19 protein-coding genes are annotated in these 18298 nt (G+C 37.0%); 14 read left to right on the top strand and 5 right to left on the bottom strand.

From position 1 onward, the window contains the following. Positions 1 to 75 precede the first annotated feature (75 nt). From M3610_RS02245 to M3610_RS02225, 5 genes are all read left to right on the top strand, one after another. A complete protein-coding gene (locus M3610_RS02245) occupies positions 76 to 1197 on the top strand; it encodes an N-acetyldiaminopimelate deacetylase (RefSeq protein ID WP_251456259.1) in 1122 nt (373 codons plus the stop codon). A 265-nt stretch (positions 1198 to 1462) separates the two neighbouring features. Then, positions 1463 to 2011: a peroxiredoxin gene (locus M3610_RS02240; protein WP_098572591.1), complete on the top strand. Its 549-nt coding sequence runs from the start codon at positions 1463 to 1465 to the stop codon at positions 2009 to 2011. Positions 2012 to 2075: 64 nt separating this feature from the next. Further along, entirely contained in the window at positions 2076 to 2531 is a 456-nt protein-coding gene (locus M3610_RS02235; protein ID WP_098572592.1) for a TlpA family protein disulfide reductase, read from the top strand. A gap of 140 nt (positions 2532 to 2671) precedes the next feature. Continuing rightward, on the top strand, positions 2672 to 3580 hold the full coding sequence (locus M3610_RS02230) for a DUF4349 domain-containing protein (protein ID WP_251456257.1): 909 nt from the start codon (positions 2672 to 2674) through the stop codon (positions 3578 to 3580). Between the two features lie 83 nt (positions 3581 to 3663). Then, a complete protein-coding gene (locus M3610_RS02225) occupies positions 3664 to 4323 on the top strand; it encodes a potassium channel family protein (RefSeq protein ID WP_098572594.1) in 660 nt (219 codons plus the stop codon). An 85-nt stretch (positions 4324 to 4408) separates the two neighbouring features. On the opposite strand, the gene rnjA is transcribed toward M3610_RS02225, so the two are convergent. The 3 genes from rnjA to def all read right to left on the bottom strand — a co-directional run bounded on the left by rnjA (position 4409) and on the right by def (position 7347). Beyond that, positions 4409 to 6076: a ribonuclease J1 gene (gene rnjA, locus M3610_RS02220; RefSeq protein WP_251456255.1), complete on the bottom strand. Its 1668-nt coding sequence runs from the start codon at positions 6074 to 6076 to the stop codon at positions 4409 to 4411. Positions 6077 to 6082: 6 nt separating this feature from the next. Beyond that, a complete protein-coding gene (locus M3610_RS02215; protein WP_098572596.1) occupies positions 6083 to 6292 on the bottom strand; it encodes a DNA-dependent RNA polymerase subunit epsilon in 210 nt (69 codons plus the stop codon). A 500-nt stretch (positions 6293 to 6792) separates the two neighbouring features. After that, entirely contained in the window at positions 6793 to 7347 is a 555-nt protein-coding gene (gene def / locus M3610_RS02210; protein ID WP_251456252.1) for a peptide deformylase, read from the bottom strand. Positions 7348 to 7525: 178 nt separating this feature from the next. Between def and M3610_RS02205 the strand changes: the two genes are divergently transcribed. The 5 genes from M3610_RS02205 (at position 7526) to lpdA (ending at position 13610) form a co-directional block, all read left to right on the top strand. Then, positions 7526 to 8188, top strand: a complete 663-nt coding sequence (locus M3610_RS02205) for a YkyA family protein (RefSeq protein WP_251456250.1) — start codon at positions 7526 to 7528, stop codon at positions 8186 to 8188. Positions 8189 to 8685: 497 nt separating this feature from the next. After that, a complete protein-coding gene (gene pdhA / locus M3610_RS02200; RefSeq protein WP_251456248.1) occupies positions 8686 to 9801 on the top strand; it encodes a pyruvate dehydrogenase (acetyl-transferring) E1 component subunit alpha in 1116 nt (371 codons plus the stop codon). A 3-nt stretch (positions 9802 to 9804) separates the two neighbouring features. Further along, the gene (locus M3610_RS02195) at positions 9805 to 10782 is read left to right on the top strand and encodes an alpha-ketoacid dehydrogenase subunit beta (RefSeq protein WP_251456246.1); all 978 of its coding nucleotides are present in this window, start codon (positions 9805 to 9807) and stop codon (positions 10780 to 10782) included. 79 nt (positions 10783 to 10861) lie between these two features. Beyond that, the gene (locus M3610_RS02190; protein WP_251456245.1) at positions 10862 to 12190 is read left to right on the top strand and encodes a dihydrolipoamide acetyltransferase family protein; all 1329 of its coding nucleotides are present in this window, start codon (positions 10862 to 10864) and stop codon (positions 12188 to 12190) included. Between the two features lie 4 nt (positions 12191 to 12194). After that, the gene (gene lpdA, locus M3610_RS02185; RefSeq protein ID WP_098572602.1) at positions 12195 to 13610 is read left to right on the top strand and encodes a dihydrolipoyl dehydrogenase; all 1416 of its coding nucleotides are present in this window, start codon (positions 12195 to 12197) and stop codon (positions 13608 to 13610) included. A 459-nt stretch (positions 13611 to 14069) separates the two neighbouring features. Here the strand turns inward: lpdA and M3610_RS02175 are convergent, their stop codons facing one another. Next, the gene (locus tag M3610_RS02175) at positions 14070 to 14504 is read right to left on the bottom strand and encodes a DUF1885 family protein (RefSeq protein WP_180230029.1); all 435 of its coding nucleotides are present in this window, start codon (positions 14502 to 14504) and stop codon (positions 14070 to 14072) included. 168 nt (positions 14505 to 14672) lie between these two features. On the opposite strand from M3610_RS02175, the gene M3610_RS02170 reads away from it, so the two are divergent. Both M3610_RS02170 and M3610_RS02165 read left to right on the top strand, forming a co-directional pair. After that, positions 14673 to 14972 carry a DUF3055 domain-containing protein gene (locus M3610_RS02170; protein ID WP_251456239.1) on the top strand — a complete coding sequence of 100 codons (300 nt, stop codon included), beginning with the start codon at positions 14673 to 14675 and terminating at the stop codon, positions 14970 to 14972. A 165-nt stretch (positions 14973 to 15137) separates the two neighbouring features. After that, positions 15138 to 15260 carry a GapA-binding peptide SR1P gene (locus M3610_RS02165; protein ID WP_098572606.1) on the top strand — a complete coding sequence of 41 codons (123 nt, stop codon included), beginning with the start codon at positions 15138 to 15140 and terminating at the stop codon, positions 15258 to 15260. Positions 15261 to 15311: 51 nt separating this feature from the next. Here the strand turns inward: M3610_RS02165 and M3610_RS02160 are convergent, their stop codons facing one another. Beyond that, entirely contained in the window at positions 15312 to 16784 is a 1473-nt protein-coding gene (locus M3610_RS02160; RefSeq protein ID WP_251456237.1) for an aminotransferase class I/II-fold pyridoxal phosphate-dependent enzyme, read from the bottom strand. 201 nt (positions 16785 to 16985) lie between these two features. On the opposite strand from M3610_RS02160, the gene M3610_RS02155 reads away from it, so the two are divergent. Further along, positions 16986 to 17945, top strand: a complete 960-nt coding sequence (locus M3610_RS02155; RefSeq protein WP_098572608.1) for an NAD(P)H-dependent flavin oxidoreductase — start codon at positions 16986 to 16988, stop codon at positions 17943 to 17945. A gap of 42 nt (positions 17946 to 17987) precedes the next feature. Beyond that, positions 17988 to 18260, top strand: a complete 273-nt coding sequence (locus M3610_RS02150) for a UPF0223 family protein (RefSeq protein ID WP_098572609.1) — start codon at positions 17988 to 17990, stop codon at positions 18258 to 18260. Positions 18261 to 18298 lie beyond the last annotated feature (38 nt).

Raw genomic sequence — 18298 nt, 5'->3', positions numbered from 1 at the left:
GTACTAGGGTTAGATAATAAAAGTGGAAGCGTGGATTCTTTCCACGCTTCTTTTATAGGGGGGAAAGGTAATTAAATGAATCATTTTATCAAAATCCGCCGTGACCTTCATCAAATTCCAGAACTAGGATTCCAAGAGTTTAAAACACAGGCATACTTGTTAAATTACCTTGAATCTTTGCCTCAAGACCGTATGACCATAAAGAAATGGAAGACTGGTTTGTTTGTTAAGATCCACGGTATCGATCCTCATAAAACAATTGGTTATAGAACTGATATTGATGGATTACCTATAAGTGAAGATACAAACTTACCCTTTTCATCTACACATAATGACAAGATGCATGCTTGTGGCCATGATTTTCACATGAGCATTGCTCTTGGGGTACTTACTTATTTCACAGAGAATCCAATTAAAGACGACCTTTTATTTGTTTTCCAACCGGCCGAGGAAGGACCTGGCGGAGCAGAACCAATGTTAAAATCAGAAGAAATGCAAAAATGGAAGCCAGACTTGATTTTTGCCTTACATATTGCACCAGAGTATCCCGTTGGTTCAATAGCATTGAAGGAAGGGTTATTATTTGCAAATACCTCTGAATTGTTTATTGATCTAAAGGGCAAGGGGGGGCATGCAGCAAGACCGCACGAAACGAATGATATGGTTGTTGCCGCATGTTCATTGGTCAATCAGCTCCAAACCATTGTTTCGAGAAATGTTGACCCATTAGATAGTGCTGTTATAACCATAGGGAAAATTACTGGAGGCACAGTTCAAAACATTATTGCTGAAAATGCAAGACTTGAAGGAACGATTAGATCGCTTTCAGCTGAATCAATGAAAAAGGTTAAACATCGCATTGAAGCAATTGTTAAAGGAATCGAAGCAGGCTTTGAATGTGAAGCCTCAATCGATTATGGTTCGATGTATCATCAAGTATATAACACGGAGTCGATCACAAGAGACTTTATGCAATATATTGGAGGAGAAACCAATGTAGATGTCATTGAGTGTAAGGAAGCGATGACAGGTGAAGACTTTGGTTATATGTTAAAAGAAATCCCCGGGCTTATGTTTTGGCTTGGTGTAGAATCACCATATGGATTGCACCATGCAAAGTTAAATCCACAGGAAGAAGCAATAGGTGTAGCAATTAAAGTTATTAGATCTTATTTTTCTCATCTGGGGAATAGATAAGCAGGCTGATTATTTTATTCTGATTCGCAATCATGATAAAATAAAAGAGAATTAAAAGGGAAATTGTTACATATCGTCGTTTTATTCTGAAGTAAATAGGGTAAACTTATGGAGGGGAAATAGGGTTATAATTAATAATAATTATTTAATTAAATTGATTATAATTTAATATTGACTCGAAATAAGTTCTACCCTATAATTAGTATTGTGATAAAGGATAGCAAATGAGAATTGCTATAACCACTTAATATTTGGAGGGATTTGAATGCCTGAACGTATGGTAGGTAAACAAGCACCACGTTTTGAAATGGATGCAGTATTGCCAAATAAAGAATTTGGTAAAGTAAGTCTAGAAGAAAACATGAAAAACGATAAGTGGACTGTATTATTCTTCTATCCAATGGACTTTACATTTGTTTGTCCAACTGAAATCACAGCTTTATCAGACCGCTATGAAGAGTTTGATGATTTAGATGCAGTTGTTATTGGTGCATCTACTGATACTATTCATACTCACCTTGCTTGGATCAAAACAGACCGTAAAGAAAATGGTCTTGGTGATTTAAACTACGCATTAGCAGCTGATACTAACCATGTTGTAGCTCGTGACTATGGTGTTCTAATTGAAGAAGAAGGGATCGCATTACGCGGATTATTCATTATCAGCCCTGAAGGTGAATTAATGTATTCTGTTGTGAACCACAACAATATCGGCCGTGATGTTGATGAAACTCTTCGTGTACTTCAAGCATTACAAACTGGTGGTCTTTGCCCAGCTAACTGGAAGCCTGGACAAGCTACATTGAATGTATAATTTGTAGAAAATAGATTGACCTAACCTATTATAGTGTTAGGTCTTTTTAATAGGGGGATACCACATGAAATTACGTGAACCAATGCCAGAATTAACTGGGGCTGTTGAATGGTTAAATGGTGAAGTAACAAAGTCTGACCTTATCGGTGAAAAACCAACATTAATCCATTTTTGGTCGGTCAGCTGCCATCTATGTAAAGAAGCAATGCCTCAAGTCAACCAATTTCGTGATGATTTTAAGGACAAATTAAATGTGGTTGCTGTTCATATGCCGCGTTCTGAAAACGATTTGAATATAGAGGAAATTAAACAAGTAGCCGCAGAACATGGTATCAATCAACCGATTTTTGTAGACAGTGAACATAAGTTAACAGAAGCGTTCGAAAATCAATATGTCCCTGCGTATTATGTCTTTGACCGTGAAGGGAAGCTCCGTCATTTCCAAGCAGGTGGAAGCGGCATGAAAATGCTCGAGAAACGTGTAAACCGTGTCTTGGATGAATTGGAAAAAACAGAATAATAACCATTGAAAAGCTGCCCGTTGTAATTCAACGGGCAGCTTTTTTATATGACTGTAACCTTGCAGCCTTTTACTCGTCGGTATTTATAAGTAAATATTTATACATGCCATAACAATAAGAATTAAAGGGGTGTTTGAAGATGAAAAATAGAATACGAAGGTTACCTATCCTATTTATTATCTTATTAGTTTGGATTGCTGGTTGCAGTGCGGGCAGTGAGGAAAAAAGTGAAAAAATGTCTCAAAGTAATGATGTGGCTTTAAATAAAGCTCAATCTGGAAGTAGCGAGCAAGCAGACTTTTATTCAGGTGAATCGGGAAAGGCGGAAAAACCAACTGAACCCAATAATATAAAAATTCAAAACCAAATGGTCATTTATCAAGCGGATCTCGAACTACGTGTAAAAAAATTCGATAAAACGGTCCGAACTCTTGAAGAGAAAGTAATCAAATATGGTGGCTATATTACTGAGTCCAATGTGTACAAAGAGGGGAAGGAGCAAGTAAGTGGCAGCATTAGAATAAGAATACCACAAAAAAACTTTCAAGCTTTTTTACATGATGCAGAGAGCCAAGCTGCTGAGGTTCTGCATAGAAGCATTACGGGGCAGGATGTAACGGAGGAATATGTTGATCTTGAATCAAGATTAAAATCAAAAAGGGTAGTGGAAGAGCGGTTAACAGCATTCATGAAAAGTGCTGTAAAGACAGAAGATTTATTGAAAATTTCTGCTGATTTAGCAGTTGTTCAAGAGGAAATCGAGGCCATTGAAGGAAAGATGAAATTCTTAGAAAATCAAACATCCCTTTCGACGGTTAACATCACTTTATATGAAAAAAGCGTAGTTATTCCAACTATCGATAAAGACAAGTTAAATACTTGGGAAAAAACAAAAAAACAATTTATGAAAAGTATCAATTTGTTGTTGGCTGGCTTATCAAGTTTAGTTGTATTGATTATTGGCAATATCCCTATCATAGCTATTTTATTATTATTAGGATTTCTTTTCGTTTTCTTTTATAGGAAGAAGAAAAACAGACCGGAGTAAATAGAAGTACCATACTATATATCTTTAATGAATAATGCTAAAATGGATCATAGTAAGAATGTTTGATGCAGAGGGGTAATACTATGAAAATGAGCTTTGCAGTCATTGGGCTGGGCCGATTCGGTGGAAGTATTTGCCGTACACTGACCGATGAGGGGATGGAAGTACTGGCAATTGATAAAAATGAGGAACGTGTCAATGAATATGCTATGATTGCTTCCCATGCAGTTGTAGGTGATACAACAGACGAAGCCGTTTTAAAAAGCTTAGGGATCCGGAACTTTGATCATGTAATCGTTGCTATTGGCGATGATATTCAATCAAGCATACTAACAACCCTTATTCTTAAAGAATTAGGTGTCGTACGTATTACAGTAAAGGCTCAGAATGATTACCATGAAAAAGTCCTTCGTAAAATTGGAGCAGACAGTGTTGTTCATCCAGAAAGAGATATGGGAAGACGTATAGCAAACAATATGGCCTCTAGTAACGTTGTTGACTATCTTGAACTTTCAGATGAACACAGTATTGTTGAAATTGTCGCGAATGGAAGACTTAGTGGTCATACGATTATGGATTTGGACATTCGGAAGAGATATGGTTTGAATATTGTTGCTATTAAAAGAGGAGAAGAGATTATTGTTTCTCCACAAGCGAAAGAAACCTTTCACGCTAATGATGTGTTAATTGTAATCGGAACAGACCAGGATATCGATCGATTTGAAAAAAAGGTATTGGAATAAGAAAAGCGGAGGCGCCTAGGCGCTGGAGCTAGACAATAAAGAAAAGCGGAAGCGCCCCTACAGGTGCTTCCGCTTCTTTTATTATTTATACTTCCATTATGATTGGTAAGATCATTGGTCTGCGTTTTGTTTTTTCGTACAGGAAAGGAGCTAATGTATCGGTAATTTCGTTTTTAATTTCTGACCATTGGCTTGTCTTTCTTTCCATTACCCTATTTAAGTGTTTGGTGATGAGGTTTTGTGCGTCATTGATTAAATCGCCTGATTCTCGCATATAAACAAATCCACGTGAAATTAAATCTGGTCCTGATGCAATTTTAAATTCTTTCATATTAATACTTACCACCACAACCACTAACCCCTCTTCTGAGAGGATCCTACGGTCACGTAAAACGATATTTCCGATGTCGCCTACTCCGCTGCCATCAATATAAACGGAACCAGATGGGATCTTTCCTGCAACTTGTGCTGTATCCTCGGAAAGTGCTAATACTTCACCATTATCCATGATAAAACAGTTTTCTTCTTGTACGCCACAATCAACGGCAATCTTAGCATGCATTCTTTGCATACGATATTCACCATGAATAGGCATAAAGAACTTCGGTCTGATTAAGCGAAGCATAAGCTTTTGTTCTTCCTGTCCACCGTGACCAGAGGTATGAATATTGCTGAGTTTTCCGTGAATGACTTCAGCACCTGCTCTGTAGAGCATATTAATAGTTCTGCTCACGCTAATTGTGTTCCCAGGAATTGGTGAAGATGAAAATACAACGGTATCTCCGGGAATGATTTGAATTTGTCTGTGTGTACCATTTGCAATTCTTGATAGGGCAGCCATTGCCTCGCCCTGACTTCCAGTACAAAGGATGGTAACTTTATCAGCAGGCAGTCGATTAATTTGATTTGCTTCAATAAAGGTCTCTTTAGGTGCATTAATATACCCTAACTCAAGTCCAATATTTATGGCAGCTTCCATGCTGCGTCCAAAAACGGCAACTTTCCTTCCATATACCACGGCAGCCTCTACTACTTGCTGCAATCGGTGAATATTCGATGCAAAGGTAGCAAATATAATTCGGCCATCCACTTTACGGAAAATATCGTTAATACTGTCGCCTACGCGGCGTTCTGACATCGTAAATTCAGGTATTTCACTATTCGTACTGTCTGAGAGTAAACAAAGTACGCCTTCCTTACCTATTTCGGCCATTTTAGTTAAATTAGCTGGTTCACCGACAGGAGTAAAATCAAATTTAAAATCACCAGTATGAACAATTTGACCTGGTGGTGTTTTAACAACAATTCCATAAGAATCAGGAATACTATGAGTGGTGCGGAAAAAAGTAACCGATGTTTTGCGGAACTTAATGACATCGTCTTCTTTTATATCAATCAGCTTTGCATTTCTTAATAAGCCGTGTTCTTCAAGTTTATTTTTAATTAATCCAAGAGCCAGTTTGCCTCCATAAATTGGAACATTGACTTCACGTAATAAATAGGGAATACCACCAATGTGGTCCTCGTGTCCATGAGTAATAAATAAACCTTTTATTTTTTCTTGATTTTTAACCAGATAGGTATAATCCGGAATAACATAATCAATGCCTAATAGCTCGTCCTCTGGAAATTTTATGCCGGCATCAATTAAAATTATTTCATCCTGGAACTGAACTGCATATGTGTTTTTGCCAATTTCGCCTAATCCACCCAGGGCAAAAACTGCAGTTTGATCATTCTTAACAAATTTCATAAATTATCATTTCTCCAATACGTTATAGTCTTCATTTTGTTGTTCATAACTAAGGTGTGCTCCCTTAACTTCTTGAACGGATTCAACATTATAGCCACGGTCAGCAATTTTTGAACGGACGTCTCTTACTGATTCACCTTCAATAAAAAGGGTTTTTGTATTCTCTCTGACAGGTACTTCTGTGATGCTTTCCTGATAATATACTTTAAATATCATTACAATATCGCTCCTAACTTGGGACATAGCTTTTTCTATTATATAAAACATTTTCATCTTTTTCATTTATTTTCTTTGGAAAACATTAGTCTTGTATGAAAAGTATGTAAAAAGAATCGTTGTTTTTACAATTTACAATAATGAAGGAGCCCTTCGCAAGTTTGAAGGGCCCTAAATAAATTTAGGCAATGGAATTATGCAATAGATTTTTTTCGAAGTAAATCATTCCACTGTTTTAAGAGCTTCTTTCTAAGCTTCTTTAACATAGTGGATCATCTCCTTATCTCCTATTTTATACGAACCTTGTCCAATGTAAAGTAAGCTATGGCAGATTATTGGAGTTTTTTTAAAATAAGAGTATTTTTACTTTATTATATGAAGAAAATGCTGATTCAATCATGGTTAAACATGGAATTAGATTGACAATATAAAATCCAGCTAAAAAAGAACCGACCCTTGGGCCAGTTCTTTTATGTTTTTACAACTTCAAATATGGCGATTTACCGCTCGATTGCAATGGCACCTTCGATCGGTCTTAATGGATCTTCATGATTAATATAATCATAAAACATAATCCCATTTAAATGATCAATTTCGTGTTGAAAACAAATAGCAGGAAGTCCTTTTAAACGAAGTTTCACTTCTTCACCGTTTAGAGTTGTTCCCTTTACCGTGATTCTTGCATATCTCGGGACGTAGCCAGGAATCGCTCTATCAACGGACAGGCAGCCTTCGCCTGAGTTCAAATAGGATTTTTCAACAGAATGGCTAATAATTTTTGGATTAAATAGCGCATAACTATAAAGAGTCCCTGTCTCATCCATTAAATGGACAGCAATCATTCGTTTTAAGACATTGATTTGTGGGGCGGCTAAACCGATTCCAGGGCGCAGGCCGTATTGTATAGACATTTCAGGATTTTGGCTATTAACGACATATTCTAATAAGCTGCTTAGTATTTGTTTATCCTCTTCAGAAGGCGGCATGGATACTTCTGCTGCCACTTTTCTAAGGGAAGGATGGCCATCTCGTATGATATCACCCATCGTTATCATGAAACACTCACTCCTGTACTCTAACTGAATTATTGATAATAATTAGTCTATCAGACAATTAATAAAAAGTTAACAATTGATTAAAGCCCTCCTGATGAATCCTTTTCACAAACTTGTTATTGTCAAACAAACCAAGTGTCGATATAGTAGAATATGGAATAAGCAGGAGGTTTAAAACATGTCATTTATAAAAAATTCTGGTTTTATTTTTTTTATATTGGTTTTGGCAGTGATTTTTGCAGGATGTACAAAAGAAAAAACACCTGAAGAAAAAATGTATACCGTGTTAGAAAAAGTCGTAACGGCAGAAAAGGTATTCGAGGAACAACAGAATCCGCTTTTTGAACTTGAAAAAAAGGAAAAAGCGATTTATGACCAAATTATTGAACTTGGCATGAAAGAATATGATCAAATCGTTAAGCTTTCAGATGAAGCCCTTTTATTAGCAGATCAAAGAAAAGAACTTATGGATAAGGAAACAAACAGTATCAAGCTCTCAGAAAAGGAATTTTCAAAAGCTGAAAAAATAAAGGATAAATTTGAAGATCCAAGCCTTACGAAATTAGCTAATGAAATGTATAAGACGATGATGAAAAGATATGAAGCGCATGAAGAGTTATTCACTGAATATAATGAAGCCCTTAAAAATGATAAAGCATTATACGAAATGTTTAAAAATAAAAACCTCCCACTTGATGATCTTGAAGCCCAAGTAAATAAACTCAATGAAACATATAAAAGGATTTCTAATGCAAATGAAAAATTTAATATGCTGACAGAACAATACAATGACAAAAAGTTGTCATTTTATAAGCAGGCAGGACTTAATTCAAGTAACTAAATAGTATTTAATAAAAATAATCGGCAAATCATGCCGATTTTTTTATATTATAACAACTGCAAAAAAAGAAAATATATATATAACAGATTTTGAAATCTAATGATACAGAAGGAATAATAAACAATTAATTAGCAACATGTTAGTGTTGAAAAATATTAATACATACTATTTGACGTGTAAAAACTAATGAGGTAAACTTGTAAAGGAGTTCATTAATTGTATCAATGATGTTACATAAAATAGTGGTACAGAATAAAATAATTGTGAGGTAAAAGAAAATTTGTTTTATCTTATCTTTTCTGTGAAAAACTATTTATTAGTATGTGAAGAACTAAGATAACCAAAATTCTATGTAATATCACGGGTTTATCCAATACAAAGTATAAAATGGATAGGACTTATTATCTGCTTTTATTCTTTAGGTTTTGGGTAATCTAACTTAGTGGATAATATTTTCAAAAATTTAGCTCCTGAATTGAAAGGAAGAGGTGACCTAAATGGTTTCTAAAACTCAAAACGCTAAGCTTGATGCGAAGAAAACACTAGAAGTTGTTGAAGAACAATTTCAAACACTTCAAATTCTAAATGAATCTGGTGAAGTCGTTAACGAAGCGGCGATGCCAGACTTAAGCGATGAACAACTACAAGAATTAATGCGTCGCATGGTCTATACACGAATTCTTGACCAGCGTTCTATTTCTTTAAATCGTCAAGGAAGATTAGGTTTCTATGCTCCAACTGCAGGGCAAGAAGCTTCTCAATTAGCTTCACAGTTTGCATTAGAAAAAGAAGATTTTATTTTACCTGGATATCGTGATGTTCCTCAAATTGTTTGGCATGGCTTACCGTTATCTCAAGCATTTTTATGGTCAAGAGGACATTTCCAAGGTATGCAAATTCCGGACGGAGTAAATGTTCTTCATCCTCAAATAATCATTGGTGCCCAATATGTCCAAACTGCCGGTGTTGCTCTTGGTTTTAAAAAGCGTGGAACAAAGGCAGTAGCCATTACTTATACCGGTGATGGAGGTACATCACAAGGGGATTTCTATGAAGGAATGAACTTTGCAGGTGCCTATAAAGCCCCAGCCATCTTCATTGCTCAAAATAACCGATTCGCTATTTCAACTCCTGTTGAAAAGCAATCTGCTGCCAAAACTCTTGCTCAAAAAGCTGTTGCAGCTGGAATTCCAGGAATTCAAGTTGATGGTATGGATCCACTTGCTGTTTATGCTGCTGTCCGTGAAGCACGCGAGCGAGCAATTAATGGTGAAGGTCCAACATTCATTGAAACTTTAACATACAGATATGGTCCACATACTATGGCTGGTGATGATCCAACTCGTTATCGTACAGCAGATCTTGACAATGAATGGGAAAAGAAAGATCCATTAGTTCGTTTCCGTAAATTCCTTGAGAACAAAGGTCTTTGGTCAGAAGAAAAGGAAAATGAAGTAATCGAACAAGCGAAAGAAGACATTAAAGAAGCAATTAAATTAGCTGATGCTGCACCTAAACAAAAGGTTACTGACTTAATGTCTATTATGTATGAAGAAATGCCTCAAAACTTAAAAGAACAATATGAAATATATAAAGAAAAGGAGTCGAAGTAAGCCATGGCTCAAATGACAATGATTCAAGCAATTACAGATGCATTACGTTCGGAATTACGCAACGATCCCAATGTTTTAGTATTCGGTGAAGACGTTGGTGTAAACGGTGGTGTATTCCGTGCAACCGAAGGGTTGCAACAGGAATTTGGCGAAGATCGTGTATTTGATACTCCACTCGCTGAATCAGGAATCGGCGGCTTAGCAGTAGGTCTAAGTTTACAAGGATTCCGCCCAGTTCCCGAAATTCAATTCTTTGGATTCGTATTTGAGGTAATGGATTCCATTGCTGGTCAGTTAGCCCGCCAACGTTTTCGTTCAGGTGGAAAGACTAGTGCGCCAGTAACGTTCCGTTCGCCATTTGGTGGAGGGGTACATACTCCTGATATGCACGCTGACAGTTTAGAAGGACTTATGGCTCAGACACCAGGAGTAAAGGTTGTTATTCCGTCAACTCCGTATGATGCTAAGGGGCTGCTCATTTCATCTATCCGTGACAATGATACAGTTGTTTTCCTTGAGCATATGAAGTTATACCGTTCTTTCCGTCAAGAAGTTCCTGAAGAGTCATATACAATTCCACTAGGAAAAGCTGAAGTTAAACATGAAGGTACAGATGTTACAATTGTTACCTATGGTGCAATGGTACATGAGTCTTTGAAAGCTGCAGAAGAGTTAGAAAAAGAAGGTTTTTCTGCGGAAGTAATTGACTTACGGACTGTAAGCCCGATTGATATTGAGACAATTATTGCATCCGTTGAAAAAACAGGCCGTGCGATTGTTGTTCAAGAAGCACAAAAACAAGCTGGTATTGCAGCAAATGTTGTTGCTGAAATAAATGACCGTGCAATTTTAAGTTTGGAAGCACCAGTTTTACGTGTGGCTGCTCCAGATACAGTTTTTCCTTTCCCACAAGCAGAAGCTGTTTGGCTTCCGAATTATAAAGATGTCATTGCAACAGCTAAAAAAGTTTTAACCTTTTAATTAACTTATTTAATCGTACACTAATATTTCTATAGTTATGTTGCTCAAAAAAACATGTAATTTAGGAGGATGAATCCTAGTGTCATTTCAATTTAAAATGCCTGACATCGGTGAAGGTATACATGAAGGCGAAATTGTTAAATGGTTCGTAAAACCAGGTGACAAAGTTCAAGAAGATGATGTACTTTGTGAGATTCAAAATGATAAAGCTGTAGTAGAAATCCCTTCCCCTGTTGAAGGAACAGTAGTTGATGTATTAGTTGGCGAAGGAACTGTCGCAACAGTTGGACAAGTTTTAGTAACCTTTGATGCTCCTGGTTACGAAAACCTTCAATTTAAAGGCGATGAACATGCTGATGAACCGAAACAAGAAGAGAAGCCAGCGGCAGCAGCCCCTGCGCCAGAGGTTAAACAAGATGCAGCACCACAACCAGCAGCAGTAGCAGTGGCACCGCAAGTTGAAGTAGATCCAAATCGTCGAATTGTAGCAATGCCGTCTGTTCGTAAATACGCTCGTGAAAAAGGAATAAATATCCAGTTAGTTCCTGGTACAGGAAATCTTGGCCGAATTTTAAAGACTGATATCGATGCTTTTGTCAGCGGTGGAGCAGCACCTTCGCCACAGGCAGCTACTAATGCAGCTGCGGTAACTGAAACAGCTGAAGTGGAAGCACCAAAAGCAGCCGCTGCTATTCCACAAGGTGAATACCCAGAAACACGCGAGAAGATGAGTGGTATTCGGAAGGCAATTGCTAAGGCCATGGTTAACTCTAAGCACACTGCACCACACGTAACACTTATGGATGAAGTGGATGTAACTAAACTTGTTTCACACCGTAAGAAGTTTAAAGAGGTAGCTGCAGCCAAAGGCATTAAGCTTACATTCTTACCATACATCGTTAAAGCATTAACAAGTGCATTACGTGAATTCCCTGCATTAAACACATCACTAGATGATGCAACAAGTGAAATTATTCATAAGCATTATTATAATATTGGAATTGCAGCTGACACAGAAAAAGGCTTACTTGTACCAGTTGTAAAAGATGCAGACCGTAAGTCAGTTTTCACAATTTCTAACGAAATCAATGAATTAGCTGGAAAAGCACGGGACGGAAAACTTGCTCCTAATGAAATGAAAGGTGCTTCATGTACGATTTCCAACATTGGTTCAGCGGGCGGTCAATGGTTTACTCCAGTAATTAATCACCCTGAAGTTGCCATCTTGGGTGTTGGCCGTATTGCAGAAAAACCAATCGTTAAAAATGGTGAAATTGTTGCGGCACCAGTATTAGCTTTATCTTTAAGCTTTGACCACCGTATGATCGATGGAGCAACAGCACAAAATGCATTAAATCATATTAAACGTTTGTTGAACGATCCAGAACTATTGTTAATGGAGGCGTAATATAATGGTCGTTGGAGATTTCCCAATTGAAACAGATACTATAGTCATCGGAGCTGGTCCAGGAGGATATGTTGCAGCTATTCGTGCAGCACAGCTTGGACAAAAGGTGACAATTGTTGAAAAAGAATATGTAGGCGGCGTTTGTTTAAATGTCGGTTGTATTCCATCGAAAGCGTTAATTTCGGCAGGACACCGTTACGAAACAGCCATGCATTCGGATACTTTTGGAATTACCGCAGAAAATGTAAAAGTGGATTTTACAAAAGTTCAAGAATTTAAGGCAGGCATCGTTAAAAAGTTAACAGGTGGTGTCGAAGGTTTATTAAAAGGTAATAAAGTAAACATTGCTCGTGGTGAGGCCTATTTTGTTGATGCCAATACATTACGTGTAATCAATGAAGATTCAGCACAGACTTATACCTTTAAAAATGCAATTATTGCAACTGGTTCTCGTCCTATCGAGCTCCCAGCCTTTAAATATTCAAAACGTGTTCTGAATTCTACAGGTGCACTTAACTTAAATGAAATCCCTGAAAAAATCGTTGTTATCGGCGGTGGAGTAATCGGAATTGAACTAGGTGGTGCTTATGCAAACTTTGGCAGCCAGGTTACCATTTTAGAAGGTGCGGAAGAAATACTCGGTCTTGGTGTTTTTGACAAGCAAATGGCTGCTCTTGTAAAGAAAAGCATGAAGAAAAAAGGTGCAGAATTCTTTACAAAAGCATTTGCTAAGGGCGTTGAAGAAACTGAAAACGGCGTTGTTGTAACGTTCGAAACAAAAGGCGAAGAAAAGAAAATCGAAGCAGATTATGTGTTTGTAATGGTTGGAAGACGCCCTAACACTGATGAAATGGGATTAGAACAAGTGGGTGTTAAGTTATCTGACCGTGGTTTGATTGAGATTGACAAACAATGTCGCACGAACCTTAGCAATATCTATGCTATTGGTGATGTTGTTGCTGGTCCTCAATTGGCACATAAAGCATCATATGAAGCGAAAATTGCTGCTGAGGCAATTGCTGGTCACACGTCTGAAATTGATTATTTAGGTATTCCTGCTGTTGTATTCTCTGAACCTGAATTAGCATCTGTTGGTTATACTGAAGCGCAAGCAAAAGAAGAAGGACTTGCTGTGAATGCAGCTAAGTTCCCATTTGCTGCTAATGGTCGTGCGTTATCATTAGACAGTGGTGATGGATTCTTGAAACTAATTACTCGGAAAGAAGATGGACTTGTAATTGGGGCACAGATTGCTGGAACAAGCGCATCAGATATGATTGCAGAATTAGGCCTAGCGATTGAAGCAGGAATGACTGCTGAAGATCTTGCTATGACCATCCATGCACATCCAACACTTGGAGAAATCACAATGGAAGCGGCAGAAGTTGCATTAGGAAGCCCAATCCATATTATGAAATAATTTAGAAACAAAAAAGTCCTTTTCGCTAAATAGCGGAAAGGGCTTTTTCTATTTAAGATGAATTGATTTGTACTGAGGTGTAAAAATATCTCTGGTATCATAAAAACAAAATATATCTCTCGTTTTTAGAACATATACTTAAAAGAAACAGCATTCTAATATCAATTTTGAATGTATTAAGAGTGGTGATAAATATGAGGGTCTATATTGTCGTGATATTACAATTTATCATTTGGAGCGGTTATACATTTATTGAATGGTTGTCAAAGCATGACCAACTTATATATAAAGTCATCATGTTTTTTGTGTTTTTTTATCTAGCCTTTTTAATTGGAAATCATGTAACCAAATCAGCGCGTAAAACTCTATTTATCACTACCTTAAGTCTCGTTATATACACTTCGATTCACTATACCATGGAAATGTTTATGCAATAAAAAAGCCCCTCAAGGAGCTTTTTTATTTTCGTGGATAATAATACATGATACGTTCATTGAATAGATGGAGTTCCCCTTGCAGTTTTTTCGCAAGGTACTTACAAAATTCATTGGCTTTTCCTTTATCACCGTAAGTAGATTGATCAGGTAAAGTGACTTGTATGTATGTTTGTTCAAATTCCTGACCGTCTTCATTACGAATCGTTTCCTGATCAATTCCAACTAAAATAGCATAGTAGCGTTCATCATTTGAGCGTAAATAGAACCATTTTCCTTTGGCCTCTGTTGTTTCTTTCATTTCATATGGGAAGGCTGACTCTCCGTATTCCCATCCTATTTGGTTTCCTGTTTTTGTTGTATTTTTTTTATACTCGTGAAATAAATCTTTTACTTCCTCAATAGTTACATTTTGTTTAGCAGATGAAGGCACTAGCTTAATGTATGCGTTAACAGCCATCATCATTCCCCCCCACTAGTCAGTTAATATTAACCATCTCTATTCTAGCACTGAATAAAATCTTATGACAACTGCCGCATGAAATAATTGTACAAGTTTCTTGTTTCTTGTTAAAATTTGAATTATAATAATATTCTAAATATTAAATTCTAAAAGAAGGAGGAACTTATGGGAATTTTTGAGAAGCTCTATGATGAGCATGAATATTCAAAAGTGAGATTTATTGGATTTACCACGGAAAGTACTCGTTATGATTTTGGAATTATTTATACCAACATGTTTTTTGGGAAGCCGTTAGTTGTTTGCATGCAAACAGGCCGATCCACTCTCCTTGACCCCAAAGATATTGAAGATATTGATTACCTTCAAACTATATTCCGTATACCAGACCAACAGCAGGCCGAAGATTTAGCTGACTTCTTCAGAGAAACACTCCCATCCATCCCATTTATCACCCAATATGAGTAATAATTCAAAAAGGAAGGCCTGTTTAGGCCTTTTTTTTATGAACATTTTTTAAATGTGATATACAATTTAGGTTTGAAATTTATAATGTGATATATTATTATGTGTTTAAGGATATATAAATAATTCGCTTTAATGACATTCATTAATGAAAAGGGGATTGAGCAAATGGGTACTTTAGTATGCCAAACATGTAATTCTACTATTGATCATTTTGAAGATGAAAAAGTAACGGTGCTTTATTCTAAGTGCAATTGTTGCGAGGCTCATCATACAGAGGAAGATAAATAATAGCTAATAAAAATAAAACAGGATTCCTAAATGGAATCCTGTATTTTTGTTCTATTTTATTGCTTTATACTCTTTAATCACAAGAAGTGATTTGAGCTCATCATCCTCCGGTCCTTGTACAGGAAGGCCCGCTTCGAGGTTTTTCCGGATGTAATGGAGGTTTTCCTTTGTAATAATTTCACCTGGGATAAAAATTGGGATACCTGGTGGATAAACCATCACAAATTCTGCAATAATTCTTCCTTCTGATTCTTCAAAAGGAATAACTTCTGTTTCCGCATAAAATGCATCTCTAGGTGTTAATGCAAGCACTGGGATTTCAGGTAGTAGAACTTCTACAGGCTCAATTCTATCGGTACTGTGCTGGCATATGTCCGCTAATTCCTTGAGAGCATTTACTAGTAAGTCAGCTTCAGTTTCTGTGTCTCCAAGTGTGATAATACAAAGAATATTATATAAATCGGAAAGTTCCACTTCAATATTATGTTTTTCTCTTAGCCATTTTTCTACATCATAACCAGTTAATCCTAATTCTTTTACTGAAATAATTAATTTAGTTGGATCGTAATCAAAGGTAGCTTTTGATCCTAAGATTTCTTCACCAATACAATGTAGATTTTCGATTTCATTAACTCTTATTCGAATCGATTGTGCTACTTTAATTGTATTATTAATTAAGTCCCTTCCCTTAGTAGCTAATTGCTTACGTGCAACATCGAGTGAAGCAAGCAATAAATACGAGGTAGAGGTGGTAGTAAGCATACTTAATATGGATTGGACATGTTTGGCAGAAACGAGGCCTTCTTTTACATTGAGAATCGAACTTTGAGTCATCGAACCACCTAGTTTATGAACGCTGGTAGCTGCCATATCTGCACCTGCCTGCATTGCAGAGAGTGGAAGTTCTTCATGAAAATGAATATGCACCCCATGGGCTTCATCAACTAAGACAGGGATATCATAAGAGTGTGCAATTTCAACAATCTTTTTCAAATCCCCGGAAATACCAAAATAAGTTGGGTTGATAACTAATACTGCTTTCGCATCTGGATGCTGTTTAAGAGCTCTTGCCACGGCATCGGGAGTGATTCCATGAGATATACCTAGTTCCTTATCAATTTCGGGCTGGATAAACACTGGAATAGCGCCTGAGAAAACAATCGCAGACATGATAGATTTATGAACATTTCTAGGTACGATAATTTTATCATCTGGACCACAAACAGCCATAATCATCGCAATTATCGCTCCGCTTGTGCCTTGTACAGAAAAGAATGTTCTATCTGCACCAAAGGCTTCGGCTGCTAAATCTTGCGCTTGTTTGATAATCCCTTTTGGCTGATGTAAATCGTCTAGCGGACCAATATTTATTAAGTCGATAGACAGGGCGTTATCCCCGATAAAGTTACGAAATTCAGGGTCAATCCCAGCGCCTTTTTTATGACCAGGAATATGAAACTGAATTGGATTCTTCTTTGCATGTTCTAATAAACCGCTAAATAACGGTGTTTGATTTTGAGACAATTTATAAACACACCTCTTTGTAAAAAATACTCTAATTATGTCGAATTTCAATAATAAACAAAGGAATTATAGCATTATTCCCATTCATTGCAAAGAAATTTATGTTATTCCTTATCCAGTTTACGATAGTTTCCCTTTAACACAGGAAAATTACCCTAAAGTAACGAAATAACAAGTAGAAAGTTTTTAGGAGGGTTTAAATTGGAATGGAAAACACGTGTGACTCAATTATTAAACATACGTTATCCGATAATTCAAGGGGGTTTAGCCTATTTAGCCTATTCTGAATTAGCTTCAGCTGTTTCTAACGCAGGTGGTCTTGGGCAGATCACTGCCATGTCATTAGCTGAACCTGAACAACTTCGAGCGGAAATACGTAAAGTAAGACAACTAACAAACAATCCTTTTGGGGTGAACTTTGCGATTGGACAGCATGGCAGACCATTTGCCGATTTTCTACAAGTGGCTATTGATGAAAAGGTTCCGGTTGTTTCAATGACAGGAGGAAATCCTGCACCCATATTTGAGCAATTAAATGGTACACAGATAAAAACACTTGTCCTTGTTGCGGCCAGAAGACAGGCAGTTAAGGCAGAGGAACTTGGTGCAGATGCTGTTATGGTTGTGGGGCAGGAAGGTGGGGGCCACCTTGGCCGAGATGATGTAGGTACAATGGTACTAGTGCCTCAAGTGGTAGATGCTGTTTCTATACCTGTTATTGCTTCAGGGGGAATAGGTGATGGACGTGGACTAATGGCTGCCCTTAGTTTAGGTGCAGAGGGTATTGAAATGGGTACAAGATTCATTGCAACAAAAGAATGTGTTCATGCCAATGAACTATATAAGAATACCTTAGTGGAAGGCAATGAAACTGGCACAGTGGTGATTAAAAGGACTATCGGTGCTCCGGCTAGAGCATTAGCTAATAGTTGGACAGAAAAAATTCTAGAAATTGAAAAAAACAATGGGGGATATGATGATTTAAAAGATTACATTAGTGGAACTGCAAACCAACGCTATATTTATGATGGTGTACCTGATAATGGTTTTGCATGGGCAGGGCAAGTGATGGGTTTAATAAAAGATGTCCCTACAGTTGAAGAATTATTTCATCGAATGATACATGATGCTGAACAAATTCGTGCAAAATGGGGAAAATAAGTATATGATTCTGTTTAGTTGAATTAGTAAGAAGGTGAAATTATGGAATACCAATATCCTATTGACCATCATTGGAGTACAGAAGAAATTGTGGATGTAATTGCATTTTTTGAAACAATTGAAAAGGCATATGAACAGGGAATTGACCGCGATGTGGTATTGAAGGCATATCGCCGCTTTAAAGAAATCGTTCCCAGCAAAGCCGAAGAAAAGACAATTTGTAATGAATTTGAAGAAATGAGTGGCTATTCTTCTTATCGAACTATAAAAAAAGTAAAAGATGCAGCCTCCGGGGATAGAATTAAAATGAAATAGAAAAAATCAGATCCTGCACCTATTGTGCAGGATCTGAT

Source organism: Neobacillus sp. MER 74 (genome assembly GCF_023714155.1).
The sequence above is the reverse complement of the archived record's forward strand: the minus strand, read 5'-3'. Positions and strand labels throughout refer to the sequence as shown.

Excerpts from the sequence above, each read along its gene's own strand:
- M3610_RS02245 (WP_251456259.1), top strand. The coding sequence starts at position 76 with ATGAATCATTTTATCAAAATCCGCCGTGACCTTCATCAAATTCCAGAA.
- M3610_RS02240 (WP_098572591.1), top strand. The coding sequence starts at position 1,463 with ATGCCTGAACGTATGGTAGGTAAACAAGCACCACGTTTTGAAATGGAT.
- M3610_RS02235 (WP_098572592.1), top strand. The coding sequence starts at position 2,076 with ATGAAATTACGTGAACCAATGCCAGAATTAACTGGGGCTGTTGAATGG.
- M3610_RS02230 (WP_251456257.1), top strand. The coding sequence starts at position 2,672 with ATGAAAAATAGAATACGAAGGTTACCTATCCTATTTATTATCTTATTA.
- M3610_RS02225 (WP_098572594.1), top strand. The coding sequence starts at position 3,664 with ATGAAAATGAGCTTTGCAGTCATTGGGCTGGGCCGATTCGGTGGAAGT.
- rnjA (WP_251456255.1), bottom strand. The coding sequence starts at position 6,076 with ATGAAATTTGTTAAGAATGATCAAACTGCAGTTTTTGCCCTGGGTGGA.
- M3610_RS02215 (WP_098572596.1), bottom strand. The coding sequence starts at position 6,292 with ATGATATTTAAAGTATATTATCAGGAAAGCATCACAGAAGTACCTGTC.
- def (WP_251456252.1), bottom strand. The coding sequence starts at position 7,347 with ATGATAACGATGGGTGATATCATACGAGATGGCCATCCTTCCCTTAGA.
- M3610_RS02205 (WP_251456250.1), top strand. The coding sequence starts at position 7,526 with ATGTCATTTATAAAAAATTCTGGTTTTATTTTTTTTATATTGGTTTTG.
- pdhA (WP_251456248.1), top strand. The coding sequence starts at position 8,686 with ATGGTTTCTAAAACTCAAAACGCTAAGCTTGATGCGAAGAAAACACTA.
- M3610_RS02195 (WP_251456246.1), top strand. The coding sequence starts at position 9,805 with ATGGCTCAAATGACAATGATTCAAGCAATTACAGATGCATTACGTTCG.
- lpdA (WP_098572602.1), top strand. The coding sequence starts at position 12,195 with ATGGTCGTTGGAGATTTCCCAATTGAAACAGATACTATAGTCATCGGA.
- M3610_RS02175 (WP_180230029.1), bottom strand. The coding sequence starts at position 14,504 with ATGGCTGTTAACGCATACATTAAGCTAGTGCCTTCATCTGCTAAACAA.
- M3610_RS02170 (WP_251456239.1), top strand. The coding sequence starts at position 14,673 with ATGGGAATTTTTGAGAAGCTCTATGATGAGCATGAATATTCAAAAGTG.
- M3610_RS02165 (WP_098572606.1), top strand. The coding sequence starts at position 15,138 with ATGGGTACTTTAGTATGCCAAACATGTAATTCTACTATTGATCATTTT.
- M3610_RS02150 (WP_098572609.1), top strand. The coding sequence starts at position 17,988 with ATGGAATACCAATATCCTATTGACCATCATTGGAGTACAGAAGAAATT.